Source organism: Pseudomonas sp. SDO52101_S400 (genome assembly GCF_054071635.1).
In genome coordinates this window covers 1-18,459 of sequence record NZ_JBSVWF010000013.1, presented here as the reverse complement: position 1 = coordinate 18,459, position 18,459 = coordinate 1, and the positions used below count along the sequence as shown (strand labels likewise).

21 protein-coding genes and 1 pseudogene are annotated in these 18,459 nt (G+C 55.4%); 9 read left to right on the top strand and 13 right to left on the bottom strand.

The features are described from left to right. Positions 1–7 precede the first annotated feature (7 nt). Positions 8–466 carry a type II secretion system major pseudopilin GspG gene (gene gspG, locus ACW9HX_RS08900; RefSeq protein WP_007959380.1) on the bottom strand — a complete coding sequence of 153 codons (459 nt, stop codon included), beginning with the start codon at positions 464–466 and terminating at the stop codon, positions 8–10. A 146-nt stretch (positions 467–612) separates the two neighbouring features. On the opposite strand from gspG, the gene gspI reads away from it, so the two are divergent. Next, positions 613–993: a type II secretion system minor pseudopilin GspI gene (gene gspI, locus ACW9HX_RS08895; RefSeq protein ID WP_457380290.1), complete on the top strand. Its 381-nt coding sequence runs from the start codon at positions 613–615 to the stop codon at positions 991–993. 37 nt (positions 994–1,030) lie between these two features. Here gspI and ACW9HX_RS08890 read toward each other — a convergent pair whose 3' ends face one another. The 3 genes from ACW9HX_RS08890 to ACW9HX_RS08880 all read right to left on the bottom strand — a co-directional run bounded on the left by ACW9HX_RS08890 (position 1,031) and on the right by ACW9HX_RS08880 (position 3,262). Beyond that, positions 1,031–1,411 (bottom strand): hypothetical protein, encoded by a 381-nt coding sequence (locus tag ACW9HX_RS08890; protein ID WP_457380289.1) that lies wholly within the window; start codon positions 1,409–1,411, stop codon positions 1,031–1,033. 125 nt (positions 1,412–1,536) lie between these two features. Then, entirely contained in the window at positions 1,537–1,926 is a 390-nt protein-coding gene (locus ACW9HX_RS08885; RefSeq protein WP_457380288.1) for a hypothetical protein, read from the bottom strand. Next, positions 1,919–3,262 carry a hypothetical protein gene (locus ACW9HX_RS08880; RefSeq protein WP_457380287.1) on the bottom strand — a complete coding sequence of 448 codons (1,344 nt, stop codon included), beginning with the start codon at positions 3,260–3,262 and terminating at the stop codon, positions 1,919–1,921. The genes ACW9HX_RS08885 and ACW9HX_RS08880 overlap by 8 nt, the downstream gene beginning before the upstream one ends. Before the next feature lie 262 nt (positions 3,263–3,524). On the opposite strand from ACW9HX_RS08880, the gene ACW9HX_RS08875 reads away from it, so the two are divergent. After that, a complete protein-coding gene (locus ACW9HX_RS08875; protein ID WP_457380286.1) occupies positions 3,525–3,998 on the top strand; it encodes a hypothetical protein in 474 nt (157 codons plus the stop codon). After that, positions 3,995–4,405, top strand: coding sequence for a hypothetical protein (locus tag ACW9HX_RS08870; protein WP_457380285.1), 411 nt, complete (start codon positions 3,995–3,997; stop codon positions 4,403–4,405). Before ACW9HX_RS08875 ends, ACW9HX_RS08870 begins: the two co-directional genes overlap by 4 nt. An 85-nt stretch (positions 4,406–4,490) precedes the next feature. On the opposite strand, the gene ACW9HX_RS08865 is transcribed toward ACW9HX_RS08870, so the two are convergent. The 3 genes from ACW9HX_RS08865 to dgt form a co-directional block, all read right to left on the bottom strand. Then, the gene (locus tag ACW9HX_RS08865; RefSeq protein WP_166223025.1) at positions 4,491–4,877 is read right to left on the bottom strand and encodes a DUF6124 family protein; all 387 of its coding nucleotides are present in this window, start codon (positions 4,875–4,877) and stop codon (positions 4,491–4,493) included. Positions 4,878–5,360: 483 nt separating this feature from the next. Continuing rightward, positions 5,361–5,789: a primase 1D-like protein gene (locus tag ACW9HX_RS08860; RefSeq protein ID WP_457380344.1), complete on the bottom strand. Its 429-nt coding sequence runs from the start codon at positions 5,787–5,789 to the stop codon at positions 5,361–5,363. A 140-nt stretch (positions 5,790–5,929) separates the two neighbouring features. Next, on the bottom strand, positions 5,930–7,405 hold the full coding sequence (dgt, locus tag ACW9HX_RS08855; RefSeq protein WP_457380284.1) for a dGTPase: 1,476 nt from the start codon (positions 7,403–7,405) through the stop codon (positions 5,930–5,932). 476 nt (positions 7,406–7,881) lie between these two features. Between dgt and ACW9HX_RS08850 the strand changes: the two genes are divergently transcribed. After that, complete coding sequence (locus tag ACW9HX_RS08850) at positions 7,882–9,687, top strand: DEAD/DEAH box helicase (RefSeq protein WP_457380283.1); 1,806 nt, start codon at positions 7,882–7,884, stop codon at positions 9,685–9,687. A gap of 572 nt (positions 9,688–10,259) precedes the next feature. Here the strand turns inward: ACW9HX_RS08850 and ACW9HX_RS08845 are convergent. Then, a complete protein-coding gene (locus ACW9HX_RS08845; RefSeq protein WP_457380282.1) occupies positions 10,260–10,691 on the bottom strand; it encodes a type II secretion system protein N in 432 nt (143 codons plus the stop codon). Positions 10,692–10,823: 132 nt separating this feature from the next. Between ACW9HX_RS08845 and ACW9HX_RS08840 the strand changes: the two are divergent. After that, positions 10,824–11,000, top strand: a pseudogene (locus tag ACW9HX_RS08840) (prepilin-type N-terminal cleavage/methylation domain-containing protein); the annotation flags it as partial. Positions 11,001–11,128: 128 nt separating this feature from the next. On the opposite strand, the gene ACW9HX_RS08835 reads toward ACW9HX_RS08840, so the two are convergent. Continuing rightward, complete coding sequence (locus ACW9HX_RS08835; RefSeq protein WP_457380281.1) at positions 11,129–12,379, bottom strand: hypothetical protein; 1,251 nt, start codon at positions 12,377–12,379, stop codon at positions 11,129–11,131. 191 nt (positions 12,380–12,570) lie between these two features. On the opposite strand from ACW9HX_RS08835, the gene ACW9HX_RS08830 reads away from it, so the two are divergent. The 3 genes from ACW9HX_RS08830 (at position 12,571) to ACW9HX_RS08820 (ending at position 14,857) form a co-directional block, all read left to right on the top strand. Further along, complete coding sequence (locus ACW9HX_RS08830; RefSeq protein ID WP_457380280.1) at positions 12,571–13,626, top strand: hypothetical protein; 1,056 nt, start codon at positions 12,571–12,573, stop codon at positions 13,624–13,626. 173 nt (positions 13,627–13,799) lie between these two features. Next, on the top strand, positions 13,800–14,252 hold the full coding sequence (gene gspH, locus ACW9HX_RS08825) for a type II secretion system minor pseudopilin GspH (RefSeq protein WP_457380279.1): 453 nt from the start codon (positions 13,800–13,802) through the stop codon (positions 14,250–14,252). Beyond that, entirely contained in the window at positions 14,249–14,857 is a 609-nt protein-coding gene (locus tag ACW9HX_RS08820) for a prepilin-type N-terminal cleavage/methylation domain-containing protein (protein WP_025109826.1), read from the top strand. Before gspH ends, ACW9HX_RS08820 begins: the two co-directional genes overlap by 4 nt. A gap of 159 nt (positions 14,858–15,016) precedes the next feature. Here ACW9HX_RS08820 and ACW9HX_RS08815 read toward each other — a convergent pair whose 3' ends face one another. From ACW9HX_RS08815 to ACW9HX_RS08805, 3 genes are read right to left on the bottom strand one after another with little or no spacing between them, the layout of a single operon-like run. Continuing rightward, entirely contained in the window at positions 15,017–15,955 is a 939-nt protein-coding gene (locus ACW9HX_RS08815) for a FecR family protein (RefSeq protein ID WP_457380343.1), read from the bottom strand. A 33-nt stretch (positions 15,956–15,988) separates the two neighbouring features. Then, positions 15,989–16,540, bottom strand: a complete 552-nt coding sequence (locus ACW9HX_RS08810; RefSeq protein ID WP_011334580.1) for an RNA polymerase sigma factor — start codon at positions 16,538–16,540, stop codon at positions 15,989–15,991. Next, the gene (locus ACW9HX_RS08805; RefSeq protein WP_457380278.1) at positions 16,537–17,283 is read right to left on the bottom strand and encodes an STN domain-containing protein; all 747 of its coding nucleotides are present in this window, start codon (positions 17,281–17,283) and stop codon (positions 16,537–16,539) included. Before ACW9HX_RS08805 ends, ACW9HX_RS08810 begins: the two co-directional genes overlap by 4 nt. 123 nt (positions 17,284–17,406) lie before the next feature. On the opposite strand from ACW9HX_RS08805, the gene ACW9HX_RS08800 reads away from it, so the two are divergent. Further along, complete coding sequence (locus ACW9HX_RS08800) at positions 17,407–17,721, top strand: hypothetical protein (RefSeq protein WP_457380277.1); 315 nt, start codon at positions 17,407–17,409, stop codon at positions 17,719–17,721. A 133-nt stretch (positions 17,722–17,854) separates the two neighbouring features. Here ACW9HX_RS08800 and ACW9HX_RS08795 read toward each other — a convergent pair whose 3' ends face one another. Then, positions 17,855–18,298 (bottom strand): carboxymuconolactone decarboxylase family protein, encoded by a 444-nt coding sequence (locus ACW9HX_RS08795; protein ID WP_457380276.1) that lies wholly within the window; start codon positions 18,296–18,298, stop codon positions 17,855–17,857. Positions 18,299–18,459: the final 161 nt, after the last annotated feature.

The window sequence follows — 18,459 nt, the reverse complement described above, 5'->3', positions numbered from 1 at the left end:
GCCGGCCTTACAACTGCCAGGAACCGATGTCGGCATTCACACCGTCGCCGTCAGGCTGGCCGTCGGCGCCGAGGGAAAAGATGTCGATCTCGCCGTTGGCACCGGGATTGAGGTACTGATAAGGGCGACCCCACGGGTCATTCGGCAGGCGCTCCAGGTACGAACGCCAGTTGGTGTTCTTCGCATCGGCCGGCCGCTCCACCAGCACCTTCAGGCCCTGACTCTGACTCGGATAAGTGCCGTGATCGAGGCGATACAGCTTCAGCGCCTGCATCAACCCGCCAATGTCCTGCTTCGCCGCCGTGGCCCGCGCCTGATCCGGCCGGTCGAGCACCTTGGGCACCACCATCGCCGCCAGAATCCCGAGAATCACCACCACCACCATGATCTCGATCAGCGTGAAACCCTGCTGCCCACGGGGCATCCGGCTCGGTCGATTGGGCTGTTTGAACTGCGCGATATCCATCTCGTCATTCCCTGGCTTGATTCGATTCGACGCGCAGTGTTGCAAGAAGATATGTCAGGGATGTTGAAAATCCTCGGGTGTTTTCGTCGTCAAGCCGTCAAGCACGGGCGTTAGCGTCAAGGGCTGCCCGACTGCCCGAGCCCCCGATGCGCACCCCCTCCCCCCAAGCCGGATTCACCCTGATTGAAGTGCTCGTCGCGCTGGCGATCATCGCCGTCGCCATGTCCGCCGCTGTTCGTGTGGCGGGGTTGATGACGCAGAGCAGCGGGGTTTTGCGGGATCGCTCGATTGCGATGATTGCGGCGCAGAGTCGGATGGCTGAACTTCGGTTGGAAGGTAAATTGCCGATGGGGGTCAAGGCGGTTGAGTGTGATCAAGGGAGGTTGTTGTTGCGGTGTGAGCAGGTGATTGGGGGGGCGGAGAATGGGCGGTTGCTCAAGGTTGGGGTGCAAGTTTTTGATCGCAGCCAAGAAGCGCCGGCGCTTGCGCGGCTGGAGACGTTGCTTAGCCGCCCCGAAAATCCATAGCCCGCCCAAAGCGTCGGACCATTAAAGACACCTGTTCCTACAAAAAACCTCTGTATTTCCCATAATGCCAAAGCACCGCCGTCCCGCCGCACACAAAATAGCCGACATGAAATGGACGCGTCGCCCAGAACCTGAGTCCTCTGGGAAGGCGTTCAACGGCGTCGATCAGCAACGGTTCCTGCCGTTGGATACTTTTGGATGTAATCAACCTGCTGACAGCGGCCATTCGATGAGTTCTCCAGTGAAAACCCCCACCTGAAGAACGCCAGTCCGTGGTCAGGTAAAGCCACTCGTCAAAGTGGTTTTCCAGAGCGTCGAGTTTTGTATAAACGGCGTAGAAAATCATTGCGCAGTTGATGATGCCCAGCAGGATCAGCGCTCCAAAGGCCCAGGCAAATGCTGATTGGGTGATTTCCATTATTCGGAATACTCGTAGATTTTTTGTCCTGAAAACTCACCACAGTCAGTCATCTTTTTTCTGTCTCAATGGCACGCTACCGACTCGCGATAGCCCTTTTATAGAGGACCGCCTCTCAACGGCGCTTACTCGAACAGCCCTAGATATTCCGCCCAACCATACAAGGCCAGAATTCCCAGCAGAGAAAATGCATTCAATCGATATGGAATTTCCACCCACCGCCGCAAATTCAGCGGAAGGCTGCGGACATCTTCGAGGGCGCTCGGATTATCCAGCAACAGGCGCGAAGGACGTTTACGAAGCAAAGCAGCGATCAGATTGAGCCTGTACCTGCGCGCCCAAAAACCGGCACTTCCTTTCTGCGGGCAATTCTGGAGCAGATAACAATTTTCAAGGTGCGACTCGATTTCGGAAAGCTTGAAATACCCGACATAAATCATCACCAGAACGTTGGAAATGATCAGCACCAATAACCCAATGCCAGTGGCGGCGAACAGAAGTTTGATTTCAATCATTTGAGGTAGCTTCGTAAACGATCTCACCGAGGACATCGCCAATCTTAGATCCCGTATTACCTGCTACAGAAGCTGTCGCGCCGCTGATGACGAGGACGCAAATAACGCCACCGATGCCTCGTGTTTTTAGTGCAACACCTGCGCAATACTCCATTGTGAGCGGTGCGGTATATGTGGTTGCCGCGACAGTTGTTCCAACGTTACCTGCCAGTTTGCTGCCTTCGATGAATTTAACCTTCTGGCATTCTTGATCAGTGCCGGTACGGCACACTTCGTTGATTCGTAGAGTTGCCGCCCCTGTTGCTAAACCAATTCCGACGTAACCTCCGATCTGCATGAACTTTGCCGCCCGCGCAACGCCAACGATGTTGGACGCATATCCCGGCAACTGAGTGGGGCCTCCCGCTTTATCCCAACGGTGAATGGTTCTTCGAGTCGACAAACCCAGTGCTCTCTTGAGCTTGGGGTGATCGGCAATTCCGGTTCCCTTGCGTACCAGCGATCCAAGGCCACTATCAAGCTTCGTCAAGATACGTTTGCGCTGTGCAAAAAAATCCGGCGAGCGAAGATGCCCGTACTGCCGATAGTGCTGCTGGTGCAGTTGTTCCATATCCTGCAAAGCTTTTTTCAGCCCATCCAGATGCTGCCCGATCATATAAGAGGCAATCCCAAGTGACCCCGCCGACACCTCCAGAAACGGCTCAATGACTTCGTGATGCTCAACCATGAACGAAGCCTCTTCATCCGAGAGATCTTTCAACGCCTCGTTCACCTTCTCCGCAGCGGCCATCATCTGTGCTTCTTCGCGCCGGCACATGTAGTTGCGTGAGTCGCTGAACAAGACCATTTGCCCAGGTTTGACTTGCTCGCCCAGATGTCGATTGAGTGAACGGAATTCGCGACGCAGTGAGTCGCCGGGCCTGACTTCGTATAACTCCCGTTCAAGCGCTTCGAACGTCATGGGTTTCTGAACGATGTGAAAACCCGATTCAGTGGGTTGCGGCAAGGTGTAGGCGTGTTCCTCCACCAGGTGTTGTGCGGGAGGTGGCTCGGGTTTGGGGTTGAAGGCGTTCCAGGAGGCACCGCCGTTGTCTGTAGCCGTGCGTGGTTTCACCAGAGCCCACTCACCGTTACGCACAGCATCGATGAGTTTTCGCTCATTCGCGCCTTGCATGTAGTTCGAACGATGCAGGCCCATGGCGTTTAACAGATCGTCGAATCCGGGCAGCTCGTCCGGGCGATTCAATGCCTGTCGGAAGTCTTCCATGGCTTGGTAGGAATCGAGGATCTGGTCGCGCTGACCATGTAGATCGCTTCGCGGGATGAGTCTGGTCACGTCCGTGCCCCGTTCTGAAAACGGGGGACTTTGGCGAACGGACTTAGGTTTGAATGCAGGATGGATCGGTGTTCGTTGTAGGGGAAATCCGGATTTCTAAACAAAGGGGACCGATATATTTTCTGGAAATAGATCAGCCCTTCTTTTTCCCCTGCCTTTCTAGTCTCCAGTGGTTGAATTACCGGTAGTTGCCAGGACGGCTATGCTTTCTCGGCCGAAAACTCGTCAGCCGATGCAGTTATAGGAAGCAATGGAGTGCGGGATGAAAATCATCGCTTTTGTAGCTATCTATCTCGCCGGTGGGGTTGCCCTGTTTCCCCTCCTCGACCTCTTTCGTCCGGTAGGCATTTCTCTCGACCAATTCTATTCGGAGTTTTACCTCAGCTCCGGTGTTGACGTGGCGCAACGCCTAAGCCTGAGCTTCATCTACGCAAGCGCGTTTCATCTGGTGTGGTCTGCCTTGTTTTCTGAATCTGCAAAAAGCTGGGTGTACACGACCAACATCATAGACATTTGCTATCTAGCCTTACGGTGTCTGAGTTCTTTTTGCATCAGCCTGATGACTCTGGGACTGGTTGGAAAAAGCGCACAAAAAGTGCCCTTTACAGAATTTCATCAATATTTTCATTTTCTGGTTATCTGCATGCTCGCGGGCGCTTGGGCGTGGGAGCTCAAGCACTTTCTGATAGGCGTCATTTATTACGCCGCAAGAAAAATCACGAGAACGGCTAAATGAAGGCCACGATCCTCCTCATCGCCATTTGTTGCACTGGGCCAAGCGTCGCGTTCGCTGATGGCTCGCAAGCGGCAAACGACAAATACGGGCCAGCAGGCATCGCCGTCGGTGAGCCCTTGTTGGCGGCCAGGTCCAAATTGATCAAACAAGGATGGAAGCCAACCCGGATGCACACCCGCGATGGCTATGAATACAGTGGCGTCGAGCGGGAGCTGGCTGCTCGCAACTTCCTGGAACTCGATACCTGCTCATTTGATAGCTCGCGCTGCATCCTGTTCTATTCAAAGAAAGGCGCCTGCTTGCGCGTTGACACCATGGGCGAGCGACTCAAAGACATGGCGGTAACGCGATGGGCCGATGAATGTCCGGGGGCGCCTTCAGAGCCAGCTCGCGGAGACGCGGGTTAAGAAACAAAGGGGACTGAATGAAATAATTCAGTCCCCTTTCCTTGAGAGCGGGCTTGCTCGCGAAGGCGCCAGAATTAACACCCGTTTAATCAGCAGGTGATCCCGAAGTCTGCCTCACCGGCAATTGCAAATTATCCAACGCCCGATTCACCGCCAACTCCCCGAGCATGATCAACTGCGCAATGCCAACCAACGCCCGACGCTGCGAAGCCGGCACCAGACTGGCTATGTTCTGGGCAATGGTTTGGGCCGAAGCGAGTGTTTCACTGGCATCAATCAGCAGTTCTTCGTTTTTGTTGTCCGCAGTCACGGCATACATCCCGCGGGTTCTACGTGGGGGCGGCGTGGAGCCGGGCGGACAGAGGTAATGGTCGAGCGCGCGGTCGGCGGCTTCGTGGAGTTTTCTGGAATCGATGGATTCGTAGGGGGAAACCGATTCGGTTTCGGGCGGGTTGGGTGTTGGTTTGATCATGGTGAAGCTCCATTTTTATACCTGGTGGAACCACCAACACCTGTCGCTAAACAAGTAAGGGTGGCAGCTGTACGCGGGTTAGCGAACCGAGAGGTATAAGACCCGGCAGACCCGAAGGTCTCCCACGCACAGCCACCATATTGTCATCGCAAATGTCTGCGACAAACTGGAGCGTCGTTGAACTTATACCTGGTCAGGTCGCTAAACCCGGTCGCTGGGTTGCCAGCGACACGTAGACGATAAAGACCAGGTACAAAGCGCACAAGCCGGCGGATTCTGGCGTAGCTGTAGGCAAAGGCGCAAGGATGTGTAGCCTGGGAGAGTGTTTTAAAATGTCTCTTTAAACAATTGTGTTTATCGAGGCATCATTGCGTCACACCCCACAAAATAGACCCGTCCCCTTATCCATGCTGGCTAGGGAAGAGCTCCGTAAATGCTAACCGAAAACCTTACTAGGAGTTTACAGACATATGCGAATCTTATTCAGGACAACTTCCGAGGAAAATCCAAGTACTGCTGCGTATTTTTGCTCCATCTAAGCGCGGAATATCCAGAAATAAGTCTATGACCAATCCATCGTGGGTCTACCGTGTGAGGTCGTCCTATCTGATTAACCAACAATAGCTCCCCCATAAATGAACACCAAGTCCTTTCATTGATTAACGTCCTACCATACCCGTGATAAGAACGACCACTTTTGTACCATGTAAAATCAAAAAATTTTTGGCCGATGATTGGTTTCAATTTATGAAGCTGCGCGACTGAACCAGTCGACATATCGATCATGGGAATATGGAGAATATCACCGCCCATCATCAACAGCCTGGAATGTACTGCGACCTCCATCTCTCTTGGACATTGTCGAAAAATATCTTCAATAAGACCGACATCTAAAAATTCCGAGGGCGTCATCAAAAAAACTTGGCGATCATCAAACACAGATCGAGCAACATACGTGTAATAACTAAGCTCCACTGACTTGATCACCGAGTGGTTAGCGGCAATGACTGACCTTACATGCCAATAGGGATGATCTTCTACCCTTAACAACTCTAGATCCTCATGCCGGAAAGATTTTGATATGACGTAGTTGCGAAATCATCAGTCATTCCAGAAATAAAATCAGTTATAAGATGAGCACGCAAAACCCATTCATCCGCAAGAGTATATCCAGGAACACTCTGAATCCTTTCAAGCTGCTCCTTATAAACTTGAATGTAGTTTTTAGGAAATAACGTAAGCAACTTATTTTCAATTATAATGGATCGCACCTTACTGTCTTTAGTCTTGTATTCCAACGCAGCATGAAAGCGCGCAGTCCCTGCGACTAGAAGACAGGAAAAATGATCAAGCAGCCCATATATTGCTCTATAACCAGCCAACTCTATTCTCTGAACACTTTCGTGACAGTAAACTTTTTTGCGGCAATAGCCCTTGAGAGCGTCCAAGATTTTTCCAGCCGGCGATTCGGCAGGAATTAATGAGGGTAGCTGGCCACTGAGAATGCGGTCGTGAAACTCCATGTATTGATTTGCAGCAAACTCCACGAGAAGCCTGTTTAATGACGTTCTGAAATCAGTGAATGTGAATTTCCTTCCATCGCTTCTTTCACCTGCAGCTGCGCAACGTAATATCTCATCTATCCGGTCCGATTCTTGACCTTCTACCCCTTCATCAAGCCAATCATTGCGAATTTCGTCAAAAGCTATTGATTTAACTAAAAGCCCCTTCTCTATGGAATCCTCCAAATCGCTAATACAGTAAGCAATATCATCAGCGGCTTCCATTATGTATGCCAAAGGAAAACGCTGCGGCGAATTGTAATTTAGCTCACTCCAAACATCTAAAACAATCTGTTCCTCAGTGGAAAAATACCCACACTTTTTGGTGAACGGAGAGTCAATTGGCCTGTAACTATGCTTATTTCCTCGGACGTATTTAAGGTAGGCTGCGATCGTTGTTTTAGTTAGATTCAAACCAAATTGATCAGTATTCCTTTGAAGCTTTGTAACCACGCGAATGCCTTGGGGATTTCCATCAAACTCTAAAAAGTCCGCAATTGCCGCTGCCGTTTGGGTCTCATTGACATATAAGCCGTTATCCTTGTTTGCTTCTTCAAACAACAACTTTCCATTTTCTCTGAACCACTCGGATATCGCAGACTCGCCGAAGTGCCCAAAAGGAGGATTGCCAATGTCATGCATCAAGCAAGCTGTTTCAACAAACACAGTTAAAGCTGCACACTCATCCCTTGAAGCCAGATTTGCCTCTAAGAGTTTTAGAGATATCTGATCCGCTATATATCGACCTGTCTGCGCAACCTCAATAGAGTGAGTAAGTCTACTCCTGACCGCCGCATTTGGCTCCATGGAAAACACTTGTGCTTTTTGCTGTAAACGCCGGAAGGCCGGACAAAATAGAAGTCGGCCTCTATCACTTTCTGCTTCGAGCAGAAGAGTATTCCGATCGACGACCTCTGATGGTCTGAACCGCATTGAAGACAGTAGTGTTCCATATATAGAGCTCATTGTTTTCCTTAACCTGCGATGTTAGCGTAAATTATGTGAACCAGTTTATTGCGTTGACTGAGGAAAAAGCGATAGCCCCGCGCAATAAATTTAGCCGGCCGCGCACCGTCCCTCGGCTGCGCGACAGACAGGGCAGATCTATTTTTGGAAAACTAATCCGCCCCTCCTATCCGGAAATCTCTCCTAAATAGATCCATTTCCTCATTGAACCAGCTGACTTGCGTGCGTTGAGCTACATTCACATCCGGTGGCAGCTTTTGGCCAAAAGCGGACATCACATACCGCAATGTACGCGTCGATGTTCAAAGCTCTGCAACCAGGCCAGAACGTGAAGGCTGTCACGCCCTGTGTCGGGCAGCAGTGAGCGACCGAGTCTGTGGCTTCTGGATCTGAAAAGCGCCACTTGGGGCGGTATTTTCTATGATCAGCTCGGCCGTTGTGACATAGCCTCTCCCCCCCTAACGGAAGGACTCTTGATGACAAACCCATTCCAGAACCGCGAGCCACACATCGAGAACAACGAACGTATCCGCACGCCCCAGAAGGGTGTTTTCCTCGCCCTGAACGAGGTTTTCGTGGCGGGTGGCGAAGAGCGTGAGTTCGCTGTCATTCTGCCTGTCGGATGTGGCAAGTCCGGGAGCATCACGATATCGCCCTTTGCCTTCCGCTCGCGGCGGACGCTGGTGGTCGCGCCAGGCGTGGCCATCGCTCAGCAGTTGGCCAGTGATTTCGATCCGTCCAATCCCAATATGTTCTACCAGAAGTGCGCGGTGCTAGCCGGCGCGCCCTATCCTGAACCTGTCGAAATCCGAGGGACTACGACCAACCGGGCAGACTTGGACGACGCGCACGTCGTCATTACCAATATTCAGCAGCTCCAAGGCGGCGACTCAAACCGCTGGCTACGTCAACTGCCGGCCGACTATTTCGACCTGATTCTGGTCGACGAGGGTCACCACGGCGTAGCCGAGAGCTGGCAGGCCCTCAAGGCTCAGTTCCCCGAAGCGCAGATCGTCAACTTCAGCGCGACGCCGATGCGCGCCGATGGGCAGCTCATGGAGGGGCGCGTCATCTACACGTACCCTATCTTCGAAGCGATCCGCGAAGGCTACGTCAAACGCCTTAAGGCCGTGCAACTGAACCCGCGCACGCTCCGTTACGTGCGCCGCGAAGACGGTCAAGAGATCGAGGTAGGGCTGGCCGAGGTACGCAGGCTGGGCGAGGAAGACGCCGACTTCCGGCGCAGCATCGTAACTTCTACCGAAACGCTGAACACCATCGTGGATGCGTCTATCCGTGAGCTACTCCGGCTGCGCGAGGAAACTGGCGAGGTCCGACTGAAGATTATCGCCTCGGCTCTCAACTACGAGCACTGCCGGGAAGTCGTCGAAGCCTACGTCGCACGGGGCCTGCGCGCGAGCTACGTGCATTCGCGAGAGAACGCGCCGGCGAACCAGAGAGTGATGCAGCGACTGGAAAGCCACGAGCTCGACGTGATCGTCCAGGTGCGTAAGCTCGGCGAAGGGTTCGACCACCCATACCTGTCCGTGGCCGCCGTGTTCAGCATCTTCAGCAACCTGTCCCCGTTCGTTCAGTTCGTCGGCCGCATCATGCGCGTCATTCGGCAAAACGCTCCCGGCCATGTCCTCAACCAAGGCGTCGTCGTGTTCCATGCCGGCGCGAACATCGCCAGACGCTGGGCTGACTTCCAGGAGTTCAGCGAAGCCGACCGCGACTATTTCGACCAGTTGCTGCCGGTGGAGGAAGTCGATCCAGATCATGCTCCCGTCGAGAGACAGGTGGAGCCGGTTCCCCACGACTTGGACGGCGTTGAGGTGCGCAGCCAATCCGATGTCCACGTCGAGGAAATTCCACTTCTGCTGGACGATGAGGCACTAGCAGCCCTTCGCGTGCTGCAGGAGCGCGGCTATACCACGAACGACGTTACGGCTGCTTACCAGACCCTGCAGCCACTGCCGACAACTCGTGTACGCGAGCGGCAGGCGATGCGTGACGGGCTTCCGATTCGAGTTCGAACGGCAGCTGGACGGATTCTCGGCGAACGGGACATCAACCCGAATGGTCGCGAGCTCGACACGCGTCGTCTCGGTAGGACGAACTTGATTGTGATGATTGCTGCCATCAACAATCAGGTAAATACCTTTGTCGGTATGGGAACGGGGCAACGGCACGAGTTCTCGCGAGAGATGCACGAGCGGATTGACCAAGGATTTGACGGCATCCTCGCGACAGCCGTAACGGAGGTGTTCGGTGGCAATTAAGTCGCTCGTTACCCATGTCGAAATAGACACCGCTGGCAGGGCCCATAACTGTCAAGCCAGTGCCAAGCACCGTATCGAGAAGGGCGATGTGCGCCTGAAGGTCAAAAACGGCCGGAGCTGGGATCACTACTGCTTGGAGTGTGCGAAGAAAATAATTGGGCGGGACATAGAGAAGCTCAAGGCGATCCAAGACATGCCACCTCCTGCGTAGTCACTATCGAAAGTGACCAGCAGGAATCGGGGTGATATATGGCCCATGACGACTACGAGAATAGACGCTATCGGCATTGCGTTGTTCCGATCCGGGGGGGGTATTAATCTTATGTGTGTCAGGTAAGCCTCGAGTTTTCAACCACCTTGCGCCGGACGCTCTTGATCGTACCGCCCCGAAAGTGGGCAGATTTTTAGAGGGATCACAGCCTGCTATTCGGCGATAGTGAACATTCTCGACCACCCTGCATCAGCTCAGTAGCGACTACAAGCACTCATTTGCTCCTGAGCTCCCTGCTTCTGGAGGCACTTACACTGACATTCACCCAAGCTGCAAAAATAACGAATTCGAGCCTACAAAATCATTGCCTAGTAAGGTCTGGCAACACCACCCCCTCCCCCAACCGCTCCACCTCCAACCGCACCCTCTCCCCCCCCTGCTCAATCACCACCCCATCCCCCTCCACCGCCACCAACTTCACCCCAGGACTCACCCGCTCCCCCTGCAAAAAACTCTTCGGCGGTCCGTCGTTGAGGCTGAGTATCGCCACCGCCCCACGACTCCCTGCCATCACGCCGCTGACCTTGATCTCCACCGGCGCCGTGCGGTTGGAAAACCATTGCAAAGCCGGATTGTCGCTACGCGCCGCGAGCAGTTGCGGGGTGGCCGCCGGGGTGTGGGATTCGGCGGTGGTCAGGAGCAGGGATGACCAGGTGGCGATGCCGACCAGGGCGGCCAGCAGTGCGGCGGCCTGGATGATTTGGGGGGGTGAAAAGCGTGCGGTGAATCTCATGGGCTGAATCTCCTTTTAGTCCCGGTGACCAGACTACGCGGCAATTCTCACGGTTTTATTTCACACGCCTTACATGTTGGCCGTGCAGGATGGTTTTTTGGGACGGGCTGGACGCAAGGGAGTGCGCATTCGATGAACCGGTGCAGGCAGCAGGGTTTTACGCTGATCGAGTTGATGGTGGTGCTGGTGATCATCGGTATCGCCAGTGCGGCGATCAGTCTGAGTATCAAGCCCGATCCGTTGCAGTTGCTGCGCAAGGATGCCGAGCGCGTGGCGCAGTTGCTGCAAATTGCCCAGGCTGAGGCTCGGCCGGTAGCTGAGTGATGCAAGGGGTTTCCGCTCAGTCGGCGCAGCGACACAGGCAAAAAATAGAGGAACTGGTTTATTTTCAATAAATGAACCAGTTCCAATTTTTATCCACTACCCAGAGGAAAACTTCAACGGGGGGTGAGTCCATCCAACGTTGTTTTAAGCGTGGAGTCCGTAGCTTTCTTTGACACTTTCCGCAGTACCTCACGATCCTCCTTGCTAAGTGGTATTTCTTCCTTACCTTTCAGCAGAGCAGTTGATACTCCAAGCTGATAGCGGTAACTGGCCTCCGGCATAACATTGATGATTTCAGATTTCCTGCTGCTGTCTTGTTGAAGTAAATCCGAGAGACGAAGCCGGGCGTCGCGCCGCGTAAACGTATCTTGCGACTCAATATCAGCCAAAGCTCTTTCAAGCAAAGCCGCACGGTTTTGGGCCGGGAGTGAGGCGGGTATAGCGCGCACATTTGATGATGAAAGCGCAACATCTTTATGAAGCTCAGTTGGTGATACTGGAGGGTAAATTTTGGCGACAGTTTGTTTGTCCAGCTCTGAAAGCTTCAGGGGAGATGGCACGACGCATGGGCCATTTGGGTTTTTCATGATCTGAGGGGGGAGCGAATACATCATTATTGAGTGGCTGTCTTTAGGGCCGGCCACGAAATCGGGATCGCTGAGGGCTATGAAGCCGAGATTTCGTTTAACTTCCTCCTCACTCCATTCGTTTGGAGGCTTTCCGTAATAGTCGTAGACGTTACCAGGGCCGGTCCATTTGATTTCGTTCTGACAATTAAGATTCGGATTTTGATGTTCGTGCAACAATCCCAACGCGTGCCCAAACTCATGGAGAATAACTGCTTTGTCTTGCGCGGAGGCTGCAGCCATCACCCCGTCCGGTGAAATTTTTCTTTCGGAATACTTGAAATTGAAACGCTGCAAATTCATGGACGGCGCAACAGGTTCTGCGATATTCACACTGTCTTTACCTACCAATGACCAGAATCCCTGCTGGCCGAAATGTACCTTCACTTCATAGAAGCCTCCATTGTCTAGACAGTTGAAGCCTGAAGGAGAAGGACCAAAGTTGAGCTTCACGCCGGAATACTGGTTCCATTCACTAGCAACGTCTTTGATAAGTCGAGCAATGGTTTTATTCCCATCAAACATGCACACACGCAACACCCGGCCGGCCTCCCAGCGTCTATCACCCGCGTATACGGAGCTTTGCGCCGTTTCAGGTGAGCTCGATTCTGGTGGCATTACCGAGTAAAGATAATAAATCGGTAAATTTTCGATGAAAGTTGCGTCTTGCTCTTCCGCGTGCGTAACCCCCACCACCAGCGGGAGGGCTATCACTAACAGCTTTTTTTTGGGGCTCATGAGAAATGAACTCGTTAAAAGTTGGAGGGGACAGCTACGACAGGTTCGACGTAGGGTAGCGCCAGCAGCGCAGCGACGACGAAATACTCACTAGTGTAGACAGTATTTTTTTCCGCCAAAAAAAAATTATGGAATGCAATTTTCCGTTCTCCAACTAGCATTGTCGTTACTTCATCCCATGAGAGCCCCCAATGAAAAATTTAATGCTTGTTTTCCCAAGCTTCGCCTTGAGTTCCTGCGTGCTTTTCGATCCTTACGTACATACAACCAGCAGCAATATCGAAAATGCAAAATCGACTAAGCAGATTTCATATGAGTTGCGTAAGACATTGGAGAACTCAGCCTCAAGCCAATCCTGGTATTCCAAAGGCAGCAGCACCGTTCTGGCATCTCTACTGGGACTTGGGGCATATAAAGGCTTAACGGGGGGTGGGAGCCACCAAATTGCGGCATTGGCAACAGGGGCAGGTGTTACATATGGTTTACATGAGGTGCTCTATACGCCTACCAGAGAGCAGATTTACTTGGGCTCTGTCGATACTTTGCTGTGTCTGGATCGTATTTATGACGGTTTCGACTCAAGTGTTGGCCAACTGTTGGCTGCCAAGTACTTCAAAAATCCACGCTGGTCCGAATATGCCCCGCGCTACTATCAATATCTCTCTGTGGTCCAAGGTTACGAGGCAGAGTACCGCCATCGAGTCTTACAAGTACCGGCTGATGTCAATCAGCGGCTGTCTGCCCAACAACTCACCCCCGGTCAGAGTTTTGCCCTGATCACCAATGCACTCTCCATCAACAAACCGCCTGTACCGAAGCCTGCTGCAGCTATGTTCCCTGAAGGTGAGGCCGGCGTCGAAAACGATCCGGCGCTTCTTTTTCCTGACGTTGAAGATTGGGTGCGCAAAGCGGCTCAACGTGCCAGTGATTTTACCGATGAGCAATGCAAGGCTGGCGGAGCGCTGGCTCCATCTATCGTTCGGTCAGACAATGGGACGGTACAGACAATTGCGTTATCGAAGTCAGTGCAGTACCCATTACAGAATACGAGTGGAATTCTCTCAACCTCAGTCACTCCCCAGGCCAACAGCGACAAGGATGCGGTTGAAAGCAAAATCATTGCCGACAAAGGTGCTTTTTGGCTCGAAATTGATGGAAAGGCGGCCACAACCAAGCCTGTCTGGGTTTCGATTATCGATCATGGTCGTAGCGGTGCTAGTGAAGGGGTTTGGGTTGAGGTGAAGTAAGTTGCTGGATGAAAAGTACGAGGTTCAGGAGCGACTGAACATTGTTGAATCTCCTTTTAGTCCCGGTAACCAGACTACGCGGCAATTCTCACGGTTTTATTTCACACGCCTTACATGTTGGCCGTGCAGGATGGTTTTTTGGGACGGGCTGGACGCAAGGGAGTGCGCATTCGATGAACCGGTGCAGGCAGCAGGGTTTTACGCTGATCGAGTTGATGGTGGTGCTGGTGATCATCGGTATCGCCAGTGCGGCGATCAGTCTGAGTATCAAGCCCGATCCGTTGCAGTTGCTGCGCAAGGACGCCGAGCGCGTGGCGCAGTTGCTGCAGATTGCTCAGACTGAGGCCCGTGCCGATGGCCGGCCGATTGCGTGGTTGAGCGATGGCAAGGGGTTTCGGTTCAGTCGGCGCAGTGACAGTGGCAAGGGTTTTGATCATTTCGATCGGGACCCGCAGTTGCGGCCGCGTCCTTGGCAGAGTTCGAAGCTGGAGGTGCGGGTGGAGCCAAAGCAGAAGGTGGTGCTCAACGCGGAGTGGATCAATCCGCCGCTGCAGTTGACGCTGTCTGACGGGCTCAATCGGTTGAGTGTGCTGCGCGATGCTTCGGGCCGGATTAGCGTGCAATGAACAGACAACAAGGTTTTACGCTGATCGAGGTGATGGTCGCGATTCTGTTGATGGCGGTGGTCAGTCTGATTGCCTGGAAGGGGTTGGACAGTGTCACCCGCGCCGACAGCCATTTGCAGGCCAGTGGTGAGCAGAGTGACAGCCTGTTGCGGGCGTTGAATCAGATGCAGCGGGATGTGGAGATGCGCGCCGGGATCGAGTTGACGGAGCCTAAGAAGGTCGGCACGGAGGATGAACCGGCGACGGCCCCGCCTGCCGTTACGGTGCGCAGCAGTGACAGCAAGGGGTTTCGGCTGGACATCATTCGGAGCGCGGCGGATCAGCCGGGGGCTTTGCAGCGGGTGCGCTGGTGGCTCAAGGGGGACACGCTGTATCGCGCGGTGGCGCCGGCGCGCAGTCGGTATCCGTTGCCGGCGCCGACTGCTGGGGTGGCGGTTTTGGGTGAGGTGAGTGATTTGCAGGTGCGGGTTTGGGAGATGGATAAGGGGTGGCGGCAGTTGAGCGGGAATCGGCGGGAGGATCCGTTGGGGTTGGAGGTGCGGCTGACTCGGGAGACGGCACAGGGGGTGGAGAAGTATCGGCAGGTTATGGGGCCGTTGGAGTAAGCCCTGTCACCTCAATACCTTTGTGGGAGCGGCGGTGCGACGATTCGACTTGCTCGCGAAAGCGGTGGATCAGCTGCGAATGTATTGACTGACACGACGCCTTCGCGAGCAAGCCCGCTCCCACAGGGGTTTTGGGGTGGTTTTGAATACTGTGTTGGGTTAGCTGAGGACGACTACGCCGCCCGGCAGCTCGGTGCATTTGACGCCGTAGGCATCGCGGATCAGCGCGCCTACGCCGGCCAGTTGGTCGAGGGAGAAACGTGCCTGAACCCGTCGTTGGCCGAGTTCTCGGTTGAGCAACAGCAACATGCCTGGGCGGTAGCGGTTGATCTCGTCGATCATCTGGCTGAGGCTCGTGCCGTTGAACACCAGCACTTGCTGACGCCAGTTGGTTACCGCCGCTGTGTCGACGCTTTGCACCGAGCCGACCTGTTGCGCGTCATAGGTCAATTGCTGGCCCGGTTCCAGGCGCAGGCTGCGGCCTTCAACTTCCACTTCTACTGCGCCATCGAGGCACGTCACGCACACCTGCTGATCGAGGTTACGCAGGTTGAACCGCGCCCTGCTCGCCCGCAGCCAACCGCCACCGGCCTGCATCGCCATCGGCAGCCGTGCGGTCTGCACTTCGACTTCGCCGCTGACCAGTTCAAAGCCTTGCACGCCCTCATCCACCGAACGCTGGTTGATGCGGGTCTGAGTGTTCAATTCCAGGCTCAAGCCATCCGCCGGTTCGACCCGGCGTTGCTGGCCGACTTCGGTGATGTAATCAGCCCCGAGCCCGGAGAACCCGCCCGGAATCGTGCCACGCACCAAGAGGAACGCCGCTGACGCAGCAATTGCGCCGCCGAGAAAGGCCCGGCGTCCAAACCGTCGTGGCGCTTGCGTCGCTTCGGCCGCCGGTTGCAGCAGGTGCCACAACGCCTTGCACTCTTCGAAGGCGCGGGCGTGTTCGGGGCTTTGGGCGCACCACTGGCGCAGCGCTCGGGCGTCGGCGACCGTGGCGCGGCCGGAGGTCAGCAGGATCAGCCAGTCGCGGGCTTCGCTTTGCAGACGCTCGGCAGGCGTGGGCTCGGCAGGTGTCAGACGGAAGATGTTCAAACGCACAGGTACTCGACGGGTTGATCGGGAGCTTCATTCACTAGACGGTTTTCCGGCCCCGCGACCGAACCGCTGAAACACTTTTCTTTCCAGTTTGGCCGCACAGTGTCCGAGGGCCGCCTTGATTTCCTTCTCGACCATGCGCGTGGAAATGCCGAAACGCTGGGAGATTTCCAGGTGCGGCGCTTCTTCCAGGCGTGCGGCGATGAAGATCCGGCGGCGCCGGGCCGGCAGCTCGTAGAGGGCGCTGAGCAGGGACTGGATTTCCTTTTGGCCGCCGACCACGCGCATCGGGTCCAGCGCTTCGTCGCTGACTTGCAGCAGTTCTTCGACTTCGCTGCCGGTGAGCAATCGCGCATCGGCCTGGCGGCGGTCGGCGGCGATGTTCAGGGCCATGCGATAGAGGTAGGCGTTGGGCCGCAGCAGGTTCGGCGGCGCTTCCATGCGATCGACCCGCAGGTAGGTTTCGTGCAGCACGTCGTTGGCCAGGTCCTCCGAGCCGAGACGGCGTCGCAGGCGCACCCGAAAGTCCTCGTAGGACGTCAGGAACAGCTGGACCATCGAACTTTGTCCGGCGTCTTTCATCCCCCGGAAACTCCTTCCCATTGTGTGCATTCCATGCGCTTTCCTGACGATTCGGGTAACAACAGCAACGTGACTGGCTGGCGCAATGCGCCGGGTGTGGGCCGGTCGATCTTGAGCGTGTGAAAACTGTCTACCAGCGCTGCATCGCGCCGAACATCGCCGGTCGAAGTGACCAACCGGTTGTGCTGCACCACGCCGTCGCGGCCGATCCACAGTTGCAACACCGCGCGAAAACTGCCGGGCCGGGTCAACGGCGAGCGGCACAGGTTGCGTTCAATCGCGACCTGCACCGCCGTGGCGTAACTGCGGTTGACCGCTGCGCTGGCGGGGGTCGGTTTCTCCGCCGGCATCGGCACGTCCTCGACTTGCGCCACCTGCAAGGTGAACGCGTCGTCGCGACTGTACTTGGCCATCAACCCGCTGCCACCGAGCATCCGCCGCAACGCTTCGGCGGCGGTGAATTCGCCATCCACCGCCAAGGAACGTCGACCGCGACTCAACTGACTGTCGACCAGCACCGCCATGCCGGTGGCGCGACTGAACTGATCGAGGGCGCGGGCCAGTTCCTGGGCCGGAATGTGCAGCGTCATGCGCATCGATGCCGGCACCGGGTCGGCGCTGGCACGGCTCAGAAACAAGCCAAGCAGCAGCCCCAGACAGAGCTGGCGCACGAGCGCTGAGCGCACAACATCCTCCCTGGCACGGCCTCGCTGCACGGCTGATGTATCCCTGAAAACCGTCATCCTGAGGGCTGTTTATGAATCTGGTGTGACGGCCACTGCAAAAAAACCATCACGGGATCGGCGCCGCCGTTGCACTAGACTCTTGAGCTAGAGCGGCCCCTTCGGGCCGGCCAGGAGGCACACATGAAATCAGTCTGGAAAGTCGTCTTCGGCGGGATGTTGCTGACGATGTTGGGCGGCGCACACGCGGAGCAGCCGCTGGGCTGTGTCGAAGTGACGGTGGGTGGCTACAAGGCGCCGAATTACGACTGCCTGAGCCAGCAGATGGGCAACAACCCCGACGGCGCGGCGGCTGCGCAGAAGAATCAGGAAGCGATGAATGTGCCGGTCAACAAGCGCCCGCCGAATCAGGTGGGACTGGCGACGCCGGCGGCTACCAGTACGCGGATGGGCAACACGTTTGGCACGTCGGTGAAACCGCAGCGGCCGCCGAACTGACTGACCGACTGTGGGAGCGAGCCTGCTCCGGGCGGCGATCCGACGATAGCGTCTTGTCAGTCAACATTGATCGCACAGACAAACCGCCATCGCTGGCAAGCCAGCTCCCACAGTTTTTTGTGTTTGGCATTGATCAATGGTCTGCGGGAATCTGGCGGAAGCTCACCGCCAGGCGATTCCAGCTGTTGATGGTGCTGACGGCCATGGTCAGGTCCACCAGTTCAGTCTCGTTGAACTGTTCCCGTGCCTGCTGGTAAACATCGTCAGGCACCCGGCTATCCGCCAGCAACGTCACCGCCTCGGCCCAGGCCAACGCCGCCCGCTCGCGCAGGTTGAAGAAGCCGCTGTCGCGCCAGACCGCAATGGCGTACAGCCGCCGATCCGTCTCCCCTGCCCGCCGTGCCTCCACCGAATGCATGTCGGTGCAGAACGCGCAGCCATTGAGTTGCGAGGCGCGGATCTTGATCAGGTGCAGCAGCGGCGGCTCGATGCTCAGGCTGCTGGTCAGCGCTTCCAGGGCAATCATCGCTTTCATGGCTTTGGGTGAAGCGCTGTAGTAATCCAGACGCGGGGACATGGGCGGGTCTCGGGCAGCAGAAGAGTGATTTCACGGTAAGCGCTGGTTCGGCAACGTTACAGCCCCAATTGCACGGAAAACCGGCAGACCACTGAACCCGAGCCGAACACGATACCTGTGGGAGCGGGCTTGCTCGCGAAGGCGGTATGTCAGGCAACTAA